The following is a 20,840-nucleotide window of genomic DNA, read 5'->3' as shown; positions in this document are numbered from 1 at the left end:
GGGATGATGTCAGGCATGAAGGGACGAGTCCTTGTCGTCGACGACGACACCGCACTGGCCGAGATGCTCGGGATTGTGCTGCGTGGTGAAGGTTTTGAGCCGTCGTTCGTAGCTGATGGCGACAAGGCGCTGGCCGCTTTCCGGGAGGCCAAGCCTGATCTTGTGCTGCTCGATTTGATGCTGCCGGGCCGTGACGGGATCGAGGTGTGCCGTCTGATCAGGGCGGAGTCCGGAGTGCCGATCGTCATGCTCACGGCGAAGAGCGACACCGTCGATGTGGTGGTCGGTCTGGAGTCGGGGGCTGATGACTACATCGTCAAGCCGTTCAAGCCGAAGGAGCTCGTGGCCCGGATCCGGGCGCGGCTGCGGAGGTCGGAGGAGCCCGCGCCGGAGCAGCTCGCCATAGGTGACCTGGTCATCGATGTGGCCGGTCACTCCGTGAAGCGGGACGGGCAGTCGATCGCGCTGACGCCGCTGGAGTTCGACCTGCTTGTGGCGCTGGCGCGCAAGCCGTGGCAGGTGTTCACGCGTGAGGTGCTGCTCGAGCAGGTCTGGGGCTACCGGCACGCGGCGGACACCCGCCTGGTGAACGTGCACGTCCAGCGGCTGCGCTCCAAGGTCGAGCGGGACCCCGAGCGGCCCGAGATCGTGGTGACCGTCCGTGGTGTCGGTTACAAGGCCGGACCGAGCTGACGTGTCCCGGGACAGTTCCTCCCCGGCGCCCGGGAGTCCGAGGGGCCGCTCGGGGCGGACTGGACCGGCACGTGGCGCGTCCCGGTTCGCGCGGCTCGTCGACGGCGGGCTGCTGTTGCAGGACGGGGTGCAGGGCAGCCCCGTGCTGCGGCTCTTCGTGCGCTGGGTGCGCCGTCCGCTGCTGCCCGCGTTGCGGCTGTGGCGGCGCAACATCCAGCTGAAGGTCGTCGCCACCACCCTGCTGATGTCGCTCGGTGTGGTCCTCATGCTCGGCTTCGCCGTCATGAGTTCGGTCAACAACGGCCTGCTCAAGGCCAAGGTGAAGGCCTCCCAGAGCCAGGCCGACGGCGGTTTCCGGGCCGCGCAGGACAGTGTCAACGCGGCGCGCCTGAGCACCGGTCAGGGGCAGGGCCAGGACGGCAGCGCGGCCGACGGGCGCAACGCCGCCAAGTGGATGTCCGACCTCGTCGAGCAACTCTCAAGCGGTGGCCAGAACGCGTTCGCGGTGGTGACGCTGAGCCCCACCTCCGCGGGCGACTCAGGAAGCGTGCGCGGATCGCGGGCCTCGGGCCGCGTCGAGCCGATCCTGAGTGTCCCCGAGGAGCTGCGCCGCCAGGTCGACAACGGCACGGGCGTCTACCAGGCCAATACCCGCGTGGTGTACGACGACGGCCGCGAGCCGCAGTCCGCGCTGGTGATCGGCAAGCGGCTCAACGACCTCAACGGCGACCCGTACCAGCTGTACTACCTCTTCCCGCTGACGCAGGAGGAGGAGTCGCTGAACCTCGTCAGGACGACGCTCGCGACCGCGGGGCTCTTCGTCGTGGTGCTCCTCGGGGCCATCGCCTGGCTGGTGGTGCGCCAGGTCGTCACACCCGTACGGATGGCCGCGGGCATCGCCGAGCGGCTGTCCGCCGGGCGCCTTCAGGAACGTATGAAGGTCACCGGGGAGGACGACATCGCTCGCCTCGGTGAGGCCTTCAACAAGATGGCGCAGAATTTGCAGCTGAAGATCCAGCAGCTGGAGGAGCTGTCGCGGATGCAGCGGCGGTTCGTGTCCGACGTCTCGCACGAACTGCGTACGCCGTTGACGACGGTACGGATGGCCGCCGATGTCATCCACGAGGCGCGCGTGGACTTCGACCCGGTGACCGCGCGGTCGGCCGAGCTGCTCGCCGACCAGCTGGACCGGTTCGAGTCGCTGCTCGCCGATCTGCTTGAGATCAGCCGGTTCGACGCGGGGGCGGCCGCCCTGGAGGCGGAGGCGATCGACCTCCGTGAGGTCGTACGCAGGGCCGTCGGCGGCGCCGAGATGCTCGCCGAACGCAAGGGCACGCACATACGGGTGGTCGGGGACGAGCAGCCCGTGGTCGCCGAGGCCGACGCCCGCCGGGTGGAGCGGGTGCTGCGCAACCTCGTCGTCAACGCCGTGGAGCACGGCGAGGGCAAGGACGTCGTGGTGCGGCTCGCCGCCGCGGGCGGCGCGGTCGCCGTGGCCGTACGTGACTACGGCGTGGGCCTCAAGCCGGGCGAGGCGACCCGGGTGTTCAGCCGCTTCTGGCGGGCGGACCCGGCACGCGCGCGTACCACCGGCGGTACGGGGCTCGGGCTCTCCATCGCCCTGGAGGACGCGCGGCTGCACGGCGGCTGGCTGCAGGCATGGGGTGAGCCGGGCGGTGGGTCGCAGTTCAGGCTGACGCTGCCGAGGACGGCGGACGAGCCGCTGCGGGGCTCGCCGATACCGCTGGAGCCTGAGGACTCGCGGCGGCATCGCGGGCTCAACGACGCGGGGCTGCCCCTGGCGGGCGGAAGCAAGCTGGCCACGGTTCCCGCGCAGGCGGCCGCCGCGGACTCCGAGGGCGGGTCGCCGCCCGTGCCGGCGAAGGGGCCCATACCGCCGCGGTTCCTGCAGGCCGGGCCGGTCGACCCGACGGCGCTGCCCGGGAACGGGTCGCGGGTCGTGCCGCGCAGGCCACTGGACGGGGAGGAGCCACCGGGCGAGGACGGGGAGACGCCCGGGGAGCCGGCCGGTGAGTCGGGCAGGGGATCGGGCAGGGGGCCGGGCCAGCAGGGGCCGGACCGGGAGGAGGAGAGCAGTCGTGGTCGCTGACCGTGCCGGACGCGGCCACCGTGCGGGGCGGCGCGGACGCCCCCTGCGTACCGGACTGCTGCTGGGCAGTTGCGGAGCGCTCCTCGCCGGATGCGCCTCGATGCCCGACAGCGGGAACCTGAAATCCGTCGACGCCTCGCAGCGCCCGGACTCGCAGTCGCAGGTGCGGGTCTACGCCATGCCGCCGCGCGAGGGTGCCAAGGCCATGGAGATCGTGCAGGGCTTCCTTGAGGCGCTGACCAGCGATGATCCGCAGTTCGCGATGGCGCGCAAGTATCTGAGCAAGAAGGCGTCGCGGACCTGGCATCCCGAGCAGTCCACGACGGTGCTCGCGGACGGCCCGAACACGGACGCGAGCAACGCGGGGAACGAGGGCGACCGCAGCCGCAGCTACTCGCTGACGGGCCGGCAGGTCGCGCGGGTCGACGACCAGCACGCGTACCGCCCCACGAACGCCGCCTACAGCCAGTCCGTGCACCTCAGCCAGAACGGCGGCCCGGGCGGCAACGAGTGGCGCATCGACAAGCCGCCGACGGGCGTGGTGCTCGGCGAATCGGACTTCCAGCGCATCTACCGGCCCGTCAACAAGTACTACTTCGCCGGTCCCGCGGGGGCGGGGGTGAGCGGCCGTACGGGACTCGTCGCCGACCCGGTCTACATCCGGCAGCGGATCGACCCGCTGACGGAGACGGTGCGGACGCTGCTCAAGGGGCCGACGAACTGGCTGCGCGAGGTGGCGCATTCGAGCTTCCCGCCCGGGGCGGCGCTCAAGGACCCCGACAGCTCGCTGACGCTGGACGACCAGAACAGGCTGACCGTACAGCTGAACAGCCGGTCCGACGGCGCCGGGCAGACCAGTTGCAAGGAGATGGCCGCGCAACTGCTCTTCACCCTCGAGGACTTGACGCCCTCGGGGGTCGACCAGGTGACGTTGCAGCGTTCCAACGGCTCGATGCTCTGCGTCCTGAGCCAGGACCGGGCGCAGACCGTCGCGGCCCCCCGCAGTACGGACCGCCCCGACTACCAGTACTTCATCGACAAGAAGCGCCGGCTCGTCCGGATGTCGGCCAACTCCGGCAGCACGGTGGAGCCGGAGCCGGTGACGGGCGCCCTCGGCATCGGCGACCAGCCGCTGCGCTCGGCGGCGGTCTCCCGCGACGAGCAGCGCGCGGCCGGGGTGTCGCTCGACGGCAAGTCGCTGTACACGGGATCGCTGCTCTCGGACGACGCGCTCGGCAAGGCGCGGCTGCGCAGCAAGGCCAAGTCGGAGGAGGACCGCCTCTCCACGCCCAGTTGGGACGGCAGGGGCAATCTGTGGGTCGCCGACCGCGATCCGAAGCGGCCGCGGCTGTTCTGGCTCGAACAGGGCAGGGGCACGCCGGTCGAGGTCGAGGTGCCGGGGCTCGACGGGCGCATCGAGGAGGTGCGGGTGTCGGCCGACGGCGTACGCGTGGCCCTGCTGGTGGAGAAGGGGAGCAAGAAGTCCCTGTGGATCGGCCGGGCCGAGCGGAGCGCCGCCGAGGGTGAGACGCCGGAGATCTCGGTCCTCGACCCCACGCCCGCGGCGCCGCAGATGGAGGAGGTCACGGCCATGTCGTGGGCGGGCGGCAGCCGCCTCGTGGTGGTCGGGCGGGAGACCGGCGGGGTGCAGCAGATCCGGTACGTCCAGTGCGACGGCTCGGTGCTGCCGGGCACGGCGCTGCCCGGCCTGACCGGCGTCGAGCAGATCGCGGCGTCCGACGACGAGCGGCAGCCGTTGGTGGCGCACTCGGACGACGGGATCGTGCGGCTGCCGACGGGGTCGCAGTGGCAGACGGTGGTGAAGGCAGGGATGGCCCCGGTCTACCCGGGCTGAGCTGGTCTTCTCCATCCTGCTGCACCCGCTGCCCGGGGACGTCCCGGCAGCGGTGGCCAGTTGTCCACAGGGGGTTATCCACAGGGCTGGCCCCGGCGCCCCGGCCTTGACACAGTGGTGGGCATGCGGGGGTGGTGGGCATGCGCGGGTGGTGGCAGGACCTCACCGACCTGGTGCTGCCTGCCGAGTGCGGCGGTTGCGGGGAGCTGCGGACGGCGCTCTGCAACGCGTGCCGCGGCGCCCTGTGCGGGGCCGTGCCGCGCCGGGTGCGGCCGGTGCCCGAGCCGTCCGGACTGCCCGTCGTGCACGCCGTCGCGCCGTACGAGGATGCCGTACGGGCCGTTCTGCTCGCGCACAAGGAGCGCGGCGCGCTCGGGCTCGCCGGGCCTCTGGGGTCGGCGCTGGCCGCGGCCGTGTGCGCCGCTCTGCGGCACGAATCCCGGGTCCGGGGTGATACGTCAGTGCGAACCGGGGTAGGCGACACACAGGATGGCCCACAGGGGCGTGTGATGCCGTTGTCGCTCGTGCCCGTGCCCTCGGCGCGGGCCGCTGTGCGGGCGCGCGGGCACGACCCGGCGCGGCGGATCGCGTTCGCCGCGGCGGCCGAGCTGCGGCGGGCGGGAATCCCGGCGCGGGTGCTCGCGGTGCTGCGCCAACGGCGTGCGGTGGCCGATCAGTCGGGTCTCGACACCGGGCAGCGGCAGGCCAATATGGCGGGCGCCCTCGAGGTGACCGCGGGCGGCGGCAGGATGCTCGGTGGCGGCGGTGGTGGCCGGGTCGTGGTCGTGGACGACCTGATGACCACCGGTGCCTCGCTGGCGGAGGCGGCCCGGGCATTACGTGCCGTGCGCACGGAAGAGAACGCGCGACCGGAGAACCGACGAGAACGGGGAACGGGGGCTGCGGGAAGGCCGGTATTGGGCCGCGAGAACGCCATCGGTGCGGCCGTTGTCGCCGCGTCGCCGGATTCCTTCGAAATAAACCGGAACTGACAGAGAAGTTGCATCGTTGCAGGTGATGAGAGGGCTAATACACCTGAATGGAGGTAGGTGGCAGTAGAGGGTGACGACTTCCCTCCGGGCGAGATATGTTCGGTTGTGAGGAATGGCGAACGCCGTCCCTGGCAAATCGGAATGCCGGCCTGCGGGTTTTTCGGAATCACCCGGGCCGGTGGGGTGGAGATCTCGCCCATGGGGGAGGAGGAGGTGGAAGTCACCGAGTCCGAGGCTCCGGGAGTCACCGGGGCCTGGTGCAAAAGGGAGATGCTCCGCCGCCGAAGCGGAGCGATCCGGGAACGGAGTTCTGCGTGGACATCGTCGTCAAGGGCCGCAAGACCGAGGTGCCCGAGCGGTTCCGCAAGCACGTGGCCGAGAAGCTGAAGCTGGACAAGATCCAGAAGCTCGACGGCAAGGTGATCAGCCTCGACGTCGAGGTGTCCAAGGAAACCAACCCGCGTCAGGCCGACCGCTGCGACCGCGTGGAGATCACCGTCCGCGGGCGTGGGCCCGTGATTCGCGCGGAGGCCTCGGCAGCCGATCCCTACGCGGCGCTGGACCTGGCCACGGCCAAGCTCGACGCACGCCTCCGCAAGCAGCACGAGAAGCGCCACAACCGGCGGGGCAACGGCAGGCTCTCCGCCGCCGAGGTCGCCGAGCGGGTCCCGGACGCCGCGACCCTCAACGGCGACGGCTCCCTCGTACGCGAGGAGGAACCGGACGGCGTGCCGGTCAAGAAGATCGGCTCCCTGGAGATCCAGGGCGAAGGCCCCCTCGTGGTCCGGGAGAAGACCCACGTCGCGGCCCCCATGTCGCTCGACCAGGCGCTCTACGAGATGGAGCTGGTCGGACACGACTTCTACTTGTTCGTCGACTCCGAGACCAAGGAACCGAGCGTCGTCTACCGGCGCCACGCCTACGACTACGGCGTGATCAGGCTCAACACCGACCCCATGGTCGCCAAGGCCGAGACGGCCGGTGGCGGCGGAGCCCTCGGCGGCTGACCTGACCCGCCCCGCGAGAGCCGAGGTGGTGCCCCTGGAGCGCCTGTGCGCCCCCAGGGGCACCACCGTGCGCCCAGTGCGCGCACCGCACCGGCGCCGGGCATGAAATCATGGGCGGGCCGGTCAACCGGTGTGCTGTCGCCTGGCGTTGGCGCAGCAGAGGCACAACAGGCCGCGGCCTTCAGGGGGAGGAACGATGGCGGACAGCTTCGGACCGATGCGTCATGAAGGTGCCGGCGACGGCATCGGCATCGGCACGGACGCGGGCGCCCCACGCAAGGAGCCCATCCGGGTCCTTGTGGTGGATGACCACGCCCTCTTCCGCCGGGGCCTGGAGATCGTCCTCGCCGCCGAGGAGGACATCCAGGTCGTGGGTGAGGCGGGCGACGGCGCCGAGGCGGTGGACAAGGCCGCCGATCTGCTCCCCGACATCGTGCTCATGGACGTACGCATGCCCAAGCGCGGCGGCATCGAGGCGTGCACCTCCATCAAGGAGGTGGCCCCCAGCGCCAAGATCATCATGCTGACGATCAGCGACGAGGAGGCCGACCTCTACGACGCGATCAAGGCGGGCGCCACCGGCTATCTCCTGAAGGAGATCTCCACGGACGAGGTGGCCACGGCGATCCGGGCGGTCGCCGACGGGCAGTCGCAGATCAGCCCCTCGATGGCGTCCAAGCTGCTCACCGAGTTCAAGTCGATGATCCAGCGCACCGACGAGCGCAGGCTGGTGCCCGCGCCCCGGCTGACCGAGCGGGAGCTCGAAGTGCTGAAGCTGGTCGCCACCGGGATGAACAACCGGGACATCGCCAAGGAGTTGTTCATCTCCGAGAACACCGTGAAGAACCACGTGCGCAACATCCTGGAGAAGCTGCAGCTGCACTCCAGGATGGAGGCCGTCGTCTACGCGATGCGGGAGAAGATCCTCGAGATCAGGTGAGGGCTCGGACCAGTTCGGCCGTCAGTTCGGGGCGGTCGACACGCTCCACCCGTACGGTGTCGCAGCCCACCCAGGACGCCGCCTCCAGCAGCGCCTGCGCCATCGGGGCGACCGCCTTCCCGCCGTCCAGCGAGACCTGCCTGGCCACCAGAGTGCTGCCCTCGCGCGCGGGGTCGACCCGGCCGAGGAGCCTGCCGCCCGCGAGCAACGGCATCGCGAAGTAGCCGTGGACCCGCTTGGGCTTGGGCACGTACGCCTCGAGGCGGTGCGTGAAGCCGAAGATCCGCTCCGTGCGGGCCCGTTCCCAGATCAGTGAGTCGAAGGGGGACAGGAGCGTCGTGCGGTGCCGGCCGCGGGGCGTCGTCTCCAGCGCGCGCGGGTCCGCCCAGGCAGGCTTGGCCCAGCCCTGGACCGTCACCGGCACCAGACCCGAATCCGCGACCACCGCGTCGAACTGCTCGCCCCTGAGGCGGTGGTAGTCGGCGATGTCCGCGCGCGTACCGACGCCGAGCGCCTCACCGGCCTGGCGGACCAGACGGCGCAGGCACTCCGCGTCGTCCAGGTCGTCATGGAGCAGCGCGTCCGGAATGGCGCGCTCCGCCAGGTCGTACACCCGCTTCCAGGAGCGGCGCTCCGTGCACACCACCTCGCCGTACATCAGCGCCCGCTCGACCGCGATCTTCGACTCGGACCAGTCCCACCACTCGCCCTTGTTCTTCGCGCCGCCCAACTCGGTGGCGGTGAGCGGGCCTTCGGTGCGCAGCTGCTTGATGACCTGCTCGTACGCAGCGGCGGGGAGGTCGTGGTGCCAGTGCGGGCGGGTGCGGTAGGCGCGGCGGCGGAAGGCGAAGTGCGGCCACTCCTCGATGGGCAGGACGCACGCGGCGTGCGACCAGTACTCGAAGGCGCGCGTCCCCGTCCAGTACGCCGCCTCGACGGTGTCGCGGCCCACGGCGCCCAGGCGTGCGTACGGGATGAGTTCGTGCGAGCGGGCCAGGACCGAGATCGTGTCGAGCTGGACCGCGCCGAGGTGGCGCAGCACGCCCCGCGCACCGGACCTTCGGTCCGGTGCGCCCAGGAAACCCTGGGCGCGCAGGGCTATACGGCGGGCCTCGTCGGCGGAGAGTTCGGTGGTGGGACTCGGCAGGCTCGTCATGGTGCGAACGATAGGGGGCGGCACTGACAGCGGGACCTCACGCCCTGGCGGGCAGGTACGGGTGCGTGGAGGGCATGCCGAGGTCCGAGGGGAGCAGCGCGCCGACCCAGCAGTCGCGGACGGTTTCCTTGTTGAGCAGGCCCGCGCGGTGCACGCCCTCCACGGTGAAGCCGGCCTTCTCCACGACGGCCCGCGAGCCGGTGTTGCCGACCTCCGCACGCCACTCCAGACGGGTGCAGCGCAGGTCCGTGAAGGCCCAGCGGGCGAGGCCGAGCACGGCTTCCGTCATGTAGCCGCGGCCCCGGTGCTCCTTGGCGGTCCAGTAGCCGACCTCCCAGGTGCCCGAGCGCGGGTGGTGCAGGCTGGCGGCGGCGAGCAGGGGGCCGCCCGCGAGGGGACGTACGGCGAAGGTGTACTCCGTGTCGTTGCGCCAGCCCTCGGGGACCATCGTGCGCACGAAGCTCTCGGCGTCCACGCGCGCGTACGGCGAGGGGACGGTGGTCCAGCGCTGGATGTCCGGGTCCTGGCAGGCCGCGCAGGTCTCGTCGATGTCCTCGGGCGTGAAGACGCTCAGGGACAGACGCTCGGTGGTGAGGGTGACGGGCTCCATCAAGCGATTCTGCTGGGACGCAGCGCGTGGGGCCAGCGTTTTACGGGCTTTCGCGATCACCGTGCGCGAGGCCCTGATAGGGACAACCCGGCACCTTCGGAGCCCCTCGCCCGTTGACCTCATGGCAGACCTCCCGGGGCAGGCTGGTCCTCGCATACGATGGCCGTTGCCCGACGAGTAAAACCGACCATGCCAGGCCCGACCGGCAAGGAGACCAACCCCCGTGTCCGTCCTCTCGAAGATCATGCGTGCAGGCGAAGGCAAGATCCTGCGCAAGCTGCACCGCATCGCGGACCAGGTCAACTCCATCGAAGAGGACTTCGTCAGCCTCTCCGACGCCGAGCTGCGCGCGCTGACCGAGGAGTACAAGGAGCGTTACGCCAACGGCGAGACGCTCGACGACCTCATGCCCGAAGCCTTCGCGACCGTCCGCGAGGCCGCCAAGCGCGTCCTGGGCCAGCGCCATTACGACGTCCAGATGATGGGCGGCGCCGCGCTGCACATGGGCTATGTCGCGGAGATGAAGACCGGTGAGGGCAAGACCCTCGTCGGCACGCTCCCCGCGTATCTGAACGCCCTGTCCGGCAAGGGCGTCCACCTGATCACGGTCAACGACTACCTGGCCGAGCGCGACTCCGAGATGATGGGTCGCGTCCACAAGTTCCTGGGTCTGAGCGTCGGCTGCATCCTGGCCAACATGACGCCGGCCCAGCGCCGCGAGCAGTACGCCTGCGACATCACGTACGGCACGAACAACGAATTCGGCTTTGACTACCTCCGCGACAACATGGCGTGGTCGCAGGACGAGCTGGTGCAGCGCGGCCACAACTTCGCGATCGTCGACGAGGTCGACTCGATCCTCGTCGACGAGGCGCGTACGCCGCTGATCATCTCCGGCCCCGCCGACCAGGCCACCAAGTGGTACGGCGACTTCGCCAAGCTGGTCACCCGCCTCACCAAGGGCGAGCCCGGCAACCCCCTCAAGGGCATCGAGGAGACCGGGGACTACGAGGTCGACGAGAAGAAGCGCACCGTCGCCATCCACGAGTCCGGCGTGAGCAAGGTCGAGGACTGGCTCGGCATCGACAACCTCTACGAGTCGGTGAACACGCCCCTCGTCGGTTACCTCAACAACGCCATCAAGGCCAAGGAACTCTTCAAGAAGGACAAGGACTACGTCGTCATCGACGGCGAAGTCATGATCGTCGACGAGCACACCGGCCGTATCCTCGCCGGCCGCCGCTACAACGAGGGCATGCACCAGGCGATCGAGGCGAAGGAAGGGGTGGACATCAAGGACGAGAACCAGACGCTCGCCACCATCACCCTCCAGAACTTCTTCCGCCTCTACAAGCGCGAGGGCTACGACAGCGGCCTCTCCGGCATGACCGGTACGGCCATGACCGAGGCCGCCGAGTTCCACCAGATCTACAAGCTGGGCGTCGTGCCGATCCCGACGAACCGGCCGATGGTCCGCGCCGACCAGTCCGACCTGATCTACCGCACCGAGGTCGCGAAGTTCGCCGCCGTCGTCGACGACATCGCGGAGAAGCACGAGAAGGGGCAGCCGATCCTGGTCGGCACCACCTCCGTGGAGAAGTCGGAGTACCTCTCCCAGCAGCTCTCCAAGCGCGGCATCCAGCACGAGGTGCTCAACGCCAAGCAGCACGACCGTGAGGCGACCATCGTCGCCCAGGCCGGCCGCAAGGGCGCCGTCACCGTCGCCACGAACATGGCCGGACGAGGCACCGACATCAAGCTCGGCGGCAACCCCGACGACCTCGCCGAGGCCGAGCTGCGCCAGCGCGGTCTCGACCCCGTGGAGCACGTCGAGGAGTGGGCCGCGGCGCTGCCCGCCGCCCTGGAGAAGGCCGAGCGTGCCGTCAAGGCCGAGTTCGAAGAGGTCAAGGAGCTCGGCGGGCTCTACGTCCTCGGCACGGAGCGGCACGAGTCGCGCCGTATCGACAACCAGCTGCGCGGTCGTTCCGGGCGTCAGGGCGACCCCGGCGAGTCCCGGTTCTACCTGTCGCTCGGCGACGACCTGATGCGCCTCTTCAAGGCCCAGATGGTCGAGCGCGTGATGTCCATGGCCAATGTGCCGGACGACGTGCCGATCGAGAACAAGATGGTCACGCGCGCCATCGCCTCCGCGCAGTCGCAGGTCGAGCAGCAGAACTTCGAGACCCGCAAGAACGTTTTGAAGTACGACGAGGTCCTCAACCGCCAGCGCGAGGTCATCTACGGGGAGCGCCGTCGCGTCCTGGAGGGCGAGGATCTGCACGAGCAGATCGCCCACTTCATGGACGACACCATCGACGCGTACATCGCCGCCGAGACCGCCGAGGGCTTCGCCGAGGAGTGGGACCTGGACCGGCTGTGGGGCGCCTTCAAGCAGCTCTACCCCGTCAAGGTCACCGTGGAGGAGCTGGAGGAGGAGGCGGGCGACCGCGCGGGCCTCACCGCCGAGTTCATCTCCGACGCCATCAAGGACGACATCCACCAGCAGTACGCGGCGCGCGAGGAGCAGCTCGGCTCCGAGATCATGCGTGAGCTGGAGCGGCGTGTCGTCCTCTCGGTCCTCGACCGCAAGTGGCGCGAGCACCTCTACGAGATGGACTACCTCCAGGAGGGCATCGGCCTCCGTGCCATGGCGCAGAAGGACCCGCTGGTCGAGTACCAGCGCGAGGGCTTCGACATGTTCAACGCCATGATGGACGGCATCAAGGAGGAGTCCGTCGGCTACCTGTTCAACCTGGAGGTCCAGGTCGAGCAGCAGGTCGAGGAGGTCCCCGTCGAGGACTCGGCGCCTTCGCTCACGAAGGACGGCGCGCAGGACGCGGTGCCGGCCGGTGCCGGTGCGCGGCCGGAGATCCACGCCAAGGGCCTCGAGGCTCCGCAGCGGCCCGACCGCCTGCACTTCCAGGCGCCGAACGCCGAGGGCGGGGTCGACGAGGGCGACTTCACCACGGACGGCGAGGGCGTCCGGTCCGAGTCAGACGGGATGACCCGGGCGGAGCGGCGCAAGGCGCAGAAGGGCGGGCGGCGGCGCAAGAAGTAGGCGGCCGCTGTCGTAGTGAGGTGACTGGAGGGGCCGGGCTGCTGCCCGGCCCCTCTGGCGTGCGCGCATCGGGGATGGAGAGGCCTGCTAGGCGTGGCTCGGGTCCGTTTCCACGGCCGTGCAGCGCCACCTGCGGTCCGGGCCGAGCGTCAGGCGGAACGCGAGCGCGCGCAGTCGCGGGCCCGTCGCGATCCGGGCGAAGACTTCGTACGTCTCGGGGTGCGGCTGGTAGTGGCCGATCCGGCGGACCGTGGGGCGGTGGCCGTTCGCGGAGAGCGGCCTGAGCTCGGCGAGGCGGGCGAGGTCGTCGAAGGCGGTGTTGGCGATGTACCGGGCCACCCAGTGCATCGGGCGCTGGCCGCTGAGCACGAGGACGAGGCGTTCGGCGAAGAGCTCGGTGGGGTGCGGGGGCGGCTGGGCGGGGACCGTCGCGGTGCGGGGCGTCGTGGGCGTGGAGGGCCTTGAGGGTGTCGTGGGCGTGGAGGGCCTTGAGGGTGTCGAGGGGCGCCGGGAGTCCCTCCGGGTGGGCGGACGGCCCGCGGGAGGCCGGCCCGCGGCCGGGCGGGGGCGGGGCCGTGTCATCACCTTGCGCATGCGTGCCTCCGTCGTGGTGTCCCTCGTGGGGAGCCCGGCAAGTACCGGGGAGTAACTTCGCGTTGGAGATCTTGTACGGGGGCGGGACGGGCGGGCGCAAGGAGCCCGAGGGCGGGCGGCAGCCGCGTCGAGGTTCACCTATCAGGGGGACGCGGGGCCCTGGAGGCGCGGCGGGCACCGGAGCGCACGGGGCGAGGGCCGGGACGCGCGCTGACGGTGCGGGGCGTGGTGGGGGGAGCCCGATGGGGGACTCCCGCACGTATCCTGAAGGTCTTCCACGGCCACGAAGGTCCGCCTGCGCGGACATGGACGAAAGCGGTCAGTCATGCGCGTCTACGTTCCTCTGACTTTGCCCCGGCTCGCCGAGGCGTACAAGGCGGGGGAGCTGGGGCCCGGCCCGCTGGTCGCCTACGCCGTGACGCCCGCGCTGCGGGAGTGGTACGTCTCGGACGACATCGAGGAGCTGGAGTACGCGGCGCTGAACCGGGCGGCGCTCGCGTCGCTGCGGCTGATCGCGGGCGATCCGGCAGCGGCGCGGCGACGGGTCGTACTCGCGGCCGACGTGCCGGACGGGGCGGCCGTGGCCGACCCCGACCGCGGACTCGACCAGGGGGCGCTCGGCGAGGTGCGGATCGCCGACGGACTCCCGCTGGGCAAGGCGGCGGCCGTGCACGTGGACGCCGACGACGCGGAGGCGGACGTGGCGGCGGCGGCCGCGGCGCTGGGGGCGGCGGACCAGGGCGACGACGACGCGCGGTTCGTGGTGGACGGGGCCGAGGACCACGAGCTGCTGTGGTTCGCGACGCAGGAGATCCCCGGGCTTCTCCAGGGCTCCTGAACGGGGGCCGATGGTGGCGGTTCGGGTGTGGGGCCCTGCATGTCGGTGGGGGGCGGTAGCGTCTTCGTATGGGGAAGACGCTGCGCGGGGCGCACATCGTGTGGGACTGGAACGGGACGCTGCTGCATGACATCCATGCGGTGATCGACGCCACGAACGCGTCCTTCGCGGAGCTCGGGCTCGAACCGATCACCCTGGAGCGGTACCGCGATCTGTACTGCGTGCCCGTGCCGCGCTTCTACGAGCGCCTGATGGGACGGTTGCCCACCGACGCCGAGTGGCAGCTCATGGACACCGTCTTCCACAAGCACTACTGGACCCGCGCGGACGCCTGCGCGCTGGCCGAGGGAGCCTCCGAGCTGCTGGCCAGGCGCCTGGCCGACGGGCGTACGCAGTCGCTGCTTTCGCTCGCCCCGCACGAGCACCTCGTGCCGATCGTGCGCAGACACGGCATCCACGAGTACTTCGTACGCGTCGACGGCCGGACCGACGGATCGCACGCGGGCAAGGCCGAGCGGATGGTGCGCCACCTCGCGGCACTCGCCGAGCACGGGGACGGGGGCCAGGGGGCCCACGGGGGCCACGGCGAGTTGGACGTCGAGCGGATCGTCGTCATCGGTGACGCCCTCGACGACGCCGTGGCAGCCGCGCACGTGGGGGCGCGGGCCGTGCTCTACACCGGCGGCTCGCACAGCCGGGCGAGTCTGGAGGTGGCCGGGGTGCCCGTCGTCGACACCCTGGCCGACGCCGTCGACGTGGCGGAGCGGCTCGTGGCCTGACCCCCAGGGAATGCCCCGCCCGGCGCCCCCTACGTCACCGGCGCCTTCGCCCGCAGCACCGTCAGGAACTCCCGCATCCAGCCCGAGTGGTCCGGCCACGCGCGCGCCGAGACCAGCGTGCCGTCCACCACGGCCTCCGCGTCCTGGTAGGTCGCCCCGGCCGCCTGCATGTCCATCTCAAGCGCCGGATACGCCGTGACCCTGCGGCCGCTCAGGCTGCCGATGGCCGCGGTGAGCAGCGGGCCGTGGCAGATCTGGGCGACCGGCTTGTCCGCGTCGAAGAACGACTTGAGGATCTTGCGCAGCTCGGGGTCGTTGCGCAGGTACTCGGGAGCACGGCCCCCGGGAATCACCAGCGCGACGTACTGGCCGGGATCCACCTCGGCGAAGGCGAGATCGGCGGGCCAGGTGTAGCCGGGCTTCTCCGTGTACGTGTCGAAGCCCGGCTCGAAGTCGTGCACCACGAACCGCAGCGTTTTGCGGGCCGGGGCGGCGATGTGGACGTCGTACCCCTCCTCGCGCAGACGCTGGTAGGGGTAGAGGACCTCGAGCGACTCCGCCGCGTCACCGGTCACGATCAGGATCTTGGCTGCCATTTTGCTGTGCTCCCCTCGGACGGGTGCCGCCCCCGTCGGGCCGGACCCTCCCGGCCAACGTGCCCCCGCGGTGGCTCTTTGCCAAGAGGGCCATGGGCGGGGCGACTGTGCAGACTGTCAAAGTTCGGGCCCCGCTTTTGTACACATACGGCTCATGACGGGTTCCGGGTGCGGAGCGATAGCCTTGACCCGTGATCAGCGCGATATCCCGCGGGGGCATGGACGCCCCCGCTCTGCGCCCGGGGAACACGGTGGACAACCGTGCCCGGGACCTCGCTGACGCTTCTTCGCGGTGCGGCCGACCGGGCCGAGCGAGCCATCAGTCAGTGGAACCGCTGAAAATGGCGGAAAGCTGTCCGCTCGCGCACCACCGCGGCATAACGTCGAAACCGGCCGGACACCCCGCGCCGCGGCGTTACGGCACATCACTTCCTTCTACGTCACGCAACGGCGCGCGACAGGAGTCAGAGGACAATGCAGACCAAGCTGGACGAAGCCAAGGCCGAGCTGCTCGCGCGGGCCGCCCGGGTAGCTGAGAGCAGCCCGGCCGGGGGACGCCTACCGAGCGGTGCGCCGACCGGGACGACGAGCGGGGCCGCGCCGGACCAGGACACGGCTCTCGCGTTCCTCCAGCGCTACTACCTGCACACCGCACCCGAGGACCTGGCCGACCGCGACCCGGTCGACGTCTTCGGAGCCGCCTTCTCCCACTACCGGCTCGCCGAGAACCGCCCCCAGGGGACGGCCAACGTGCGGGTCCACACCCCGACGGTCGAGGAGAACGGCTGGACCTGTAGCCACTCCGTCGTCGAGGTGGTCACCGACGACATGCCCTTCCTCGTCGACTCCGTCACCAATGAGCTCTCCCGCCAGGGTCGCGGCATCCACGTCGTGATCCACCCGCAGGTCGTCGTGCGCCGCGACCTGACCGGCAAGCTCCTGGAGGTCCTGCCCTCCGGGGCCGGCTCCGAGCTGCCGCACGACGCGCTCGTCGAGTCGTGGATCCACGTCGAGATGGACCGTGAGACGGACCGGGCGGACCTGAAGCAGATCACCGCCGATCTGCTGCGGATCCTCAGCGATGTGCGCGAGACCGTCGAGGACTGGGAGAAGATGCGCGACGCCGCGCTGCGCATCGCCGACGAACTGCCCACCGAGCCCACCGCCGGTGACCTGCCCGAGCAGGAGGTCGAGGAGGCCCGCGAGCTGCTGCGCTGGCTCGCCGACAACCACTTCACCTTCCTGGGCTTTCGCGAGTACGACCTCACGGAGGACGACTCGCTCGCCGCCGTCCCCGGCACCGGCCTCGGCGTCCTGCGCGCCGACCCGCAGCACGACGGCGACGACCACCACCCGGTCAGCCCGTCCTTCAACCGGCTGCCCGCCGACGCGCGCGCCAAGGCCCGCGAGCACCGGCTGCTCGTCCTGACCAAGGCCAACAGCCGCGCCACCGTCCACCGGCCCAGCTACCTCGACTACGTCGGCGTGAAGAAGTTCGACGCCGAGGGCAACGTCGTGGGCGAGCGGCGCTTCCTCGGACTCTTCTCGTCCGCCGCGTACACCGAGTCGGTGCGCCGCGTGCCCGTCATCCGCCGCAAGGTCGCGGAGGTCCTCAAGGGCGCCGGGTTCTCGGCCAACAGCCACGACGGGCGCGACCTGCTCCAGATCCTGGAGACGTACCCGCGCGACGAGCTCTTCCAGACGCCCGCCGACGAGCTCCGCTCCATCGTGACGAGCGTCCTCTACCTCCAGGAGCGCCGCCGGCTCCGGCTCTACCTGCGCAAGGACGAGTACGGGCGCTACTACTCCGCCCTCGTCTACCTGCCGCGCGACCGCTACACCACCGGCGTCCGGCTGCGGATCATCGACATCCTCAAGGAGGAGCTGAACGGCGCGAGCGTCGACTTCACCGCCTGGAACACGGAGTCGATCCTCTCCCGCATCCACTTCGTCGTCAGGGTGCCGAAGGGCGGCGCGGTCCCCGACCTCTCCGACGCCGACGTCGAGCGCATCGAGGGGCGGCTCGTCGAGGCCGCCCGCTCCTGGGCCGACGGCTTCGCCGAGGCGCTGACCGCAGAGTGCGGCGAGGAGCGCGCCGCCGAGCTGATCCGCCGGTACGGGCACGCCTTCCCCGAGGGCTACAAGGCCGACCACACGCCGCGCGCCGCCGTCGCCGACCTCCAGCACCTGGAGCAGCTCGGCCACGGCGAGAAGGACTTCGCGCTCTCCCTGTACGAGCCGGTCGGCGCGGCGCCCGGTGAGCGGCGCTTCAAGATCTACCGCTCCGGTGGGCAGGTCTCCCTCTCCGCCGTGCTGCCCGTGCTGCAGCGCCTGGGCGTCGAGGTCACCGACGAGCGTCCGTACGAGCTGCGCTGCGCGGACCGTACGCACGCGTGGGTCTACGACTTCGGGCTGCGCATGCCCAAGTCGTCCAACGGCAGCGGCGACTACCTCGGCGACGACGGCCGCGAGCGCTTCCAGGAAGCCTTCGCCGCCGCCTGGACCGGCGCCGCCGAGGTCGACGGCTTCAACTCGCTGGTGCTGCGGGCCGGGCTCAACTGGCGGCAGGCGATGGTCCTGCGCGCGTACGCCAAGTACCTGCGCCAGGCCGGTTCGACGTTCAGCCAGGACTACATGGAGGACACCCTCCGCAACAACGTCCACACCACCCGGCTGCTCGTCTCGCTCTTCGAGGCGCGGATGTCGCCGGACCGCCAGCGCGCCGGGACGGAGCTGATCGACGGGCTCCTGGAGGAGCTCGACGGCGCGCTGGACCAGGTCGCCTCGCTGGACGAGGACCGCATCCTGCGCTCCTTCCTCACGGTCATCAAGGCGACGCTGCGGACGAACTTCTTCCAGCGGGCGGAGAGCGGGAAGCCGCACAACTACGTCTCCATGAAGTTCGACCCGCAGGCCATCCCGGACCTGCCCGCGCCCCGTCCCGCGTACGAGATCTGGGTGTACTCGCCCCGCGTCGAGGGCGTCCACCTGCGCTTCGGCAAGGTCGCGCGCGGTGGTCTGCGCTGGTCCGACCGGAAGGAGGACTTCCGTACGGAGATCCTCGGTCTGGTCAAGGCGCAGATGGTGAAGAACACCGTCATCGTGCCGGTCGGAGCCAAGGGCGGCTTCGTCGCCAAGCAGCTCCCCGACCCGTCCGTCGACCGCGACGCGTGGCTGGCCGAGGGCGTCGCCTGCTACAAGACGTTCATCTCCGCGCTGCTCGACATCACCGACAACCTGGTGGCCGGCGAGGTCGTGCCGCCCGCGGACGTCGTGCGCCACGACGAGGACGACACCTACCTCGTCGTCGCCGCCGACAAGGGCACGGCGACCTTCTCCGACATCGCCAACCAGGTCGCCGAGTCGTACGACTTCTGGCTCGGCGACGCCTTCGCCTCCGGCGGCTCCGCCGGATACGACCACAAGGGCATGGGCATCACCGCCCGCGGCGCCTGGGAGTCCGTCAAGCGGCACTTCCGGGAGCTGGGCTGCGACACCCAGTCCGAGGACTTCACGGTCGTCGGCGTCGGCGACATGTCCGGTGACGTGTTCGGCAATGGCATGCTGCTCTCCGAGCACATCCGCCTGGTGGCCGCCTTCGACCACCGGCACATCTTCATCGACCCGAAGCCGGACGCCGCCACCTCGTACGCCGAGCGGCGCCGCCTCTTCGAGCTGCCCCGCTCCTCCTGGGCCGACTACAACAAGGAGCTGCTCTCCACGGGCGGCGGCATCTTCCCGCGCAGCGCCAAGGCGATCCAGCTCAACGCCCACATCCGCGAGGCCCTCGGCATCGAGTCCGGCGTCGGCAAGATGACCCCGGCCGACCTGATGAAGGCCATCCTCCAGGCGCCGGTCGACCTGCTGTGGAACGGCGGCATCGGTACGTACGTGAAGTCGTCGGCGGAGTCCAACGCCGACGTCGGCGACAAGGCCAACGACGCCATCCGCGTCAGCGGCGCCGATCTGCGCGTCAAGGTCGTCGGCGAGGGCGGCAACCTCGGCCTGACCCAGCTCGGCCGCATCGAGTTCGCGCGCGCCGGTGGCCGCATCAACACCGACGCCATCGACAACAGCGCGGGTGTGGACACCTCCGACCACGAGGTGAACATCAAGATCCTGCTCAACGCGGTCGTCGCCAACGGCGACATGACGGTCAAGCAGCGCAACAAGCTGCTCGCCGAGATGACCGACGAGGTCGGGCACCTGGTCCTGCGCAACAACTACGCGCAGAACACCGCGCTGGCCAACGCCGTCGCCCAGTCGCCGTCCCTGCTCCACGCCCACCAGCGCTTCATGCGCAGGCTCGGCAAGCAGGGCCACCTCGACCGGGGCCTGGAGTTCCTGCCCAACGACCGGCAGATCCGCGAGCTGCTCAACTCCGGGCGCGGGCTCTCCCAGCCCGAGCTCGCCGTGCTCCTCGCCTACACGAAGATCACGGCCGCCGACGAGCTGATCCAGACGACGCTGCCCGACGACGCGTACCTCCAGCGGCTGCTGCACGCGTACTTCCCGAAGGCGCTGCGCGAGCGGTTCCCCGAGCAGGTGGACGGGCACGCGCTGCGCCGCGAGATCATCACGACCGTCCTGGTCAACGACACGGTCAACACCGGCGGTTCGACCTTCCTGCACCGGCTGCGCGAGGAGACCGGCGCCTCCCTGGAGGAGATCGTGCGGGCGCAGCTGGCCGCCCGGGAGATCTTCGGCCTGAGCGAGGTGTGGGACGCGGTCGAGGCACTCGACAACGTCGTCGCCGCCGACGTCCAGACCCGGCTCCGGCTGCACTCCCGGCGCCTCGTCGAGCGCGGCGCGCGCTGGCTGCTCAACAACCGGCCGCAGCCGCTGCAGCTCGCCGAGACCATCGACTTCTTCAGCAAGGGAGTCGCCGAGGTCTGGGCCGAACTGCCGCAGCTGCTCCGCGGCTCCGACCTGGAGTGGTATGAGGGCATCCGCGACGAGCTGACCGAGGCGGGCGTGCCCGAGGAACTGGCGCGGCGCGTCGCCGGGTTCTCGTCCGCCTTCCCCACGCTCGACATCGTCGCCGTCGCCGACCGGATGGACAAGGAGCCGATGGCCGTCGCCGAGGTCTACTACGACCTCGCCGACCGGCTCCGCATCACCCAGCTCATGGACCGCATCATCGAACTGCCGCGGGCCGACCGCTGGCAGTCCATGGCGCGTGCCTCCATCCGCGAGGACCTGTACGCGGCGCACGCCGCGCTGACGGCGGACATCCTCGCCGTCGGCAACGGCACGTCCACGCCGGAGCAGCGCTTCAAGGCGTGGGAGGAGAAGAACGCGCCGATCCTGAGCCGGGCGCGGTCGACGCTGGAGGAGATCCAGAGCTCGGAAGCGTTCGATCTGGCGAATCTGTCGGTGGCGATGCGGACGATGCGGACACTGCTGCGGACGCATTCGTAGTCATCTGAGTCATCCGAGGTATCTGCGTTATCCGCGGCGGTACGTCGGTGGGGCGCCCCGGGCCGGTTGGCTCGGGGCGCCCCTGTTTGGCGTGCGGGGGGCAGGGCGCCCCGGAGGGGTACCCGGAGCGATTGGTTGCCTGAGGGGCGCGGATCGGGTGATGAGATTCGCCATACCCCATCAATTCAGAC

The 20,840-nt window shown here is 70.5% G+C and carries 14 protein-coding genes; 10 read left to right on the top strand and 4 right to left on the bottom strand.

What is annotated here, in order from left to right:
• The first annotated feature begins 3 nt into the window (after positions 1-3).
• The 6 genes from mtrA (at position 4) to AC07DI_RS13680 (ending at position 7,597) form a co-directional block, all read left to right on the top strand.
• Positions 4-693, top strand: a complete 690-nt coding sequence (gene mtrA / locus AC07DI_RS13705; RefSeq protein ID WP_189176211.1) for a two-component system response regulator MtrA — start codon at positions 4-6, stop codon at positions 691-693.
• 1 nt (position 694) lies between these two features.
• Positions 695-2,803, top strand: coding sequence for an MtrAB system histidine kinase MtrB (gene mtrB / locus AC07DI_RS13700; RefSeq protein WP_384255120.1), 2,109 nt, complete (start codon positions 695-697; stop codon positions 2,801-2,803).
• Entirely contained in the window at positions 2,793-4,658 is a 1,866-nt protein-coding gene (locus AC07DI_RS13695; RefSeq protein ID WP_478904428.1) for an LpqB family beta-propeller domain-containing protein, read from the top strand. Before mtrB ends, AC07DI_RS13695 begins: the two co-directional genes overlap by 11 nt.
• 140 nt (positions 4,659-4,798) lie before the next feature.
• The gene (locus AC07DI_RS13690; RefSeq protein ID WP_478904426.1) at positions 4,799-5,650 is read left to right on the top strand and encodes a ComF family protein; all 852 of its coding nucleotides are present in this window, start codon (positions 4,799-4,801) and stop codon (positions 5,648-5,650) included.
• A gap of 314 nt (positions 5,651-5,964) precedes the next feature.
• A complete protein-coding gene (gene hpf, locus AC07DI_RS13685) occupies positions 5,965-6,657 on the top strand; it encodes a ribosome hibernation-promoting factor, HPF/YfiA family (RefSeq protein ID WP_384255116.1) in 693 nt (230 codons plus the stop codon).
• 196 nt (positions 6,658-6,853) lie between these two features.
• Positions 6,854-7,597: a response regulator gene (locus AC07DI_RS13680; protein WP_384255114.1), complete on the top strand. Its 744-nt coding sequence runs from the start codon at positions 6,854-6,856 to the stop codon at positions 7,595-7,597.
• Here the strand turns inward: AC07DI_RS13680 and AC07DI_RS13675 are convergent.
• Positions 7,590-8,753: a winged helix-turn-helix domain-containing protein gene (locus tag AC07DI_RS13675; protein ID WP_478904423.1), complete on the bottom strand. Its 1,164-nt coding sequence runs from the start codon at positions 8,751-8,753 to the stop codon at positions 7,590-7,592. The genes AC07DI_RS13680 and AC07DI_RS13675 overlap by 8 nt on opposite strands.
• 37 nt (positions 8,754-8,790) lie before the next feature.
• Positions 8,791-9,363: a GNAT family N-acetyltransferase gene (locus AC07DI_RS13670; RefSeq protein ID WP_384255109.1), complete on the bottom strand. Its 573-nt coding sequence runs from the start codon at positions 9,361-9,363 to the stop codon at positions 8,791-8,793.
• 223 nt (positions 9,364-9,586) lie between these two features.
• Here AC07DI_RS13670 and secA point away from each other — a divergent pair, with 223 nt between their 5' ends.
• Complete coding sequence (gene secA, locus AC07DI_RS13665; protein ID WP_384255107.1) at positions 9,587-12,421, top strand: preprotein translocase subunit SecA; 2,835 nt, start codon at positions 9,587-9,589, stop codon at positions 12,419-12,421.
• A gap of 87 nt (positions 12,422-12,508) precedes the next feature.
• On the opposite strand, the gene AC07DI_RS13660 is transcribed toward secA, so the two are convergent.
• The gene (locus AC07DI_RS13660; RefSeq protein WP_478904420.1) at positions 12,509-13,015 is read right to left on the bottom strand and encodes an Rv3235 family protein; all 507 of its coding nucleotides are present in this window, start codon (positions 13,013-13,015) and stop codon (positions 12,509-12,511) included.
• A 325-nt stretch (positions 13,016-13,340) separates the two neighbouring features.
• On the opposite strand from AC07DI_RS13660, the gene AC07DI_RS13655 reads away from it, so the two are divergent.
• Together AC07DI_RS13655 and AC07DI_RS13650 are read left to right on the top strand one after the other, a co-directional pair.
• Complete coding sequence (locus tag AC07DI_RS13655) at positions 13,341-13,853, top strand: DUF6912 family protein (RefSeq protein ID WP_478904418.1); 513 nt, start codon at positions 13,341-13,343, stop codon at positions 13,851-13,853.
• 68 nt (positions 13,854-13,921) lie between these two features.
• Positions 13,922-14,632 (top strand): HAD family hydrolase, encoded by a 711-nt coding sequence (locus AC07DI_RS13650; RefSeq protein ID WP_478904416.1) that lies wholly within the window; start codon positions 13,922-13,924, stop codon positions 14,630-14,632.
• A gap of 29 nt (positions 14,633-14,661) precedes the next feature.
• Here the strand turns inward: AC07DI_RS13650 and AC07DI_RS13645 are convergent, their stop codons facing one another.
• Entirely contained in the window at positions 14,662-15,228 is a 567-nt protein-coding gene (locus AC07DI_RS13645; RefSeq protein ID WP_384255097.1) for a DJ-1/PfpI family protein, read from the bottom strand.
• A 474-nt stretch (positions 15,229-15,702) separates the two neighbouring features.
• Between AC07DI_RS13645 and AC07DI_RS13640 the strand changes: the two genes are divergently transcribed.
• On the top strand, positions 15,703-20,649 hold the full coding sequence (locus AC07DI_RS13640; protein WP_478904413.1) for an NAD-glutamate dehydrogenase: 4,947 nt from the start codon (positions 15,703-15,705) through the stop codon (positions 20,647-20,649).
• The last annotated feature ends 191 nt before the right edge of the window (positions 20,650-20,840 follow it).

Source organism: Streptomyces sp. NPDC044106, from assembly GCF_056433985.1.
The sequence above is the reverse complement of the archived record's forward strand: the minus strand, read 5'-3'. Positions and strand labels throughout refer to the sequence as shown.

Excerpts from the sequence above, each read along its gene's own strand:
- AC07DI_RS13640 (WP_478904413.1), top strand. The coding sequence starts at position 15,703 with ATGCAGACCAAGCTGGACGAAGCCAAGGCCGAGCTGCTCGCGCGGGCC.
- AC07DI_RS13680 (WP_384255114.1), top strand. The coding sequence starts at position 6,854 with ATGGCGGACAGCTTCGGACCGATGCGTCATGAAGGTGCCGGCGACGGC.
- AC07DI_RS13655 (WP_478904418.1), top strand. The coding sequence starts at position 13,341 with ATGCGCGTCTACGTTCCTCTGACTTTGCCCCGGCTCGCCGAGGCGTAC.
- mtrA (WP_189176211.1), top strand. The coding sequence starts at position 4 with ATGATGTCAGGCATGAAGGGACGAGTCCTTGTCGTCGACGACGACACC.
- AC07DI_RS13675 (WP_478904423.1), bottom strand. The coding sequence starts at position 8,753 with ATGACGAGCCTGCCGAGTCCCACCACCGAACTCTCCGCCGACGAGGCC.
- AC07DI_RS13650 (WP_478904416.1), top strand. The coding sequence starts at position 13,922 with ATGGGGAAGACGCTGCGCGGGGCGCACATCGTGTGGGACTGGAACGGG.
- AC07DI_RS13645 (WP_384255097.1), bottom strand. The coding sequence starts at position 15,228 with ATGGCAGCCAAGATCCTGATCGTGACCGGTGACGCGGCGGAGTCGCTC.
- AC07DI_RS13690 (WP_478904426.1), top strand. The coding sequence starts at position 4,799 with ATGCGCGGGTGGTGGCAGGACCTCACCGACCTGGTGCTGCCTGCCGAG.
- AC07DI_RS13660 (WP_478904420.1), bottom strand. The coding sequence starts at position 13,015 with ATGCGCAAGGTGATGACACGGCCCCGCCCCCGCCCGGCCGCGGGCCGG.
- AC07DI_RS13670 (WP_384255109.1), bottom strand. The coding sequence starts at position 9,363 with ATGGAGCCCGTCACCCTCACCACCGAGCGTCTGTCCCTGAGCGTCTTC.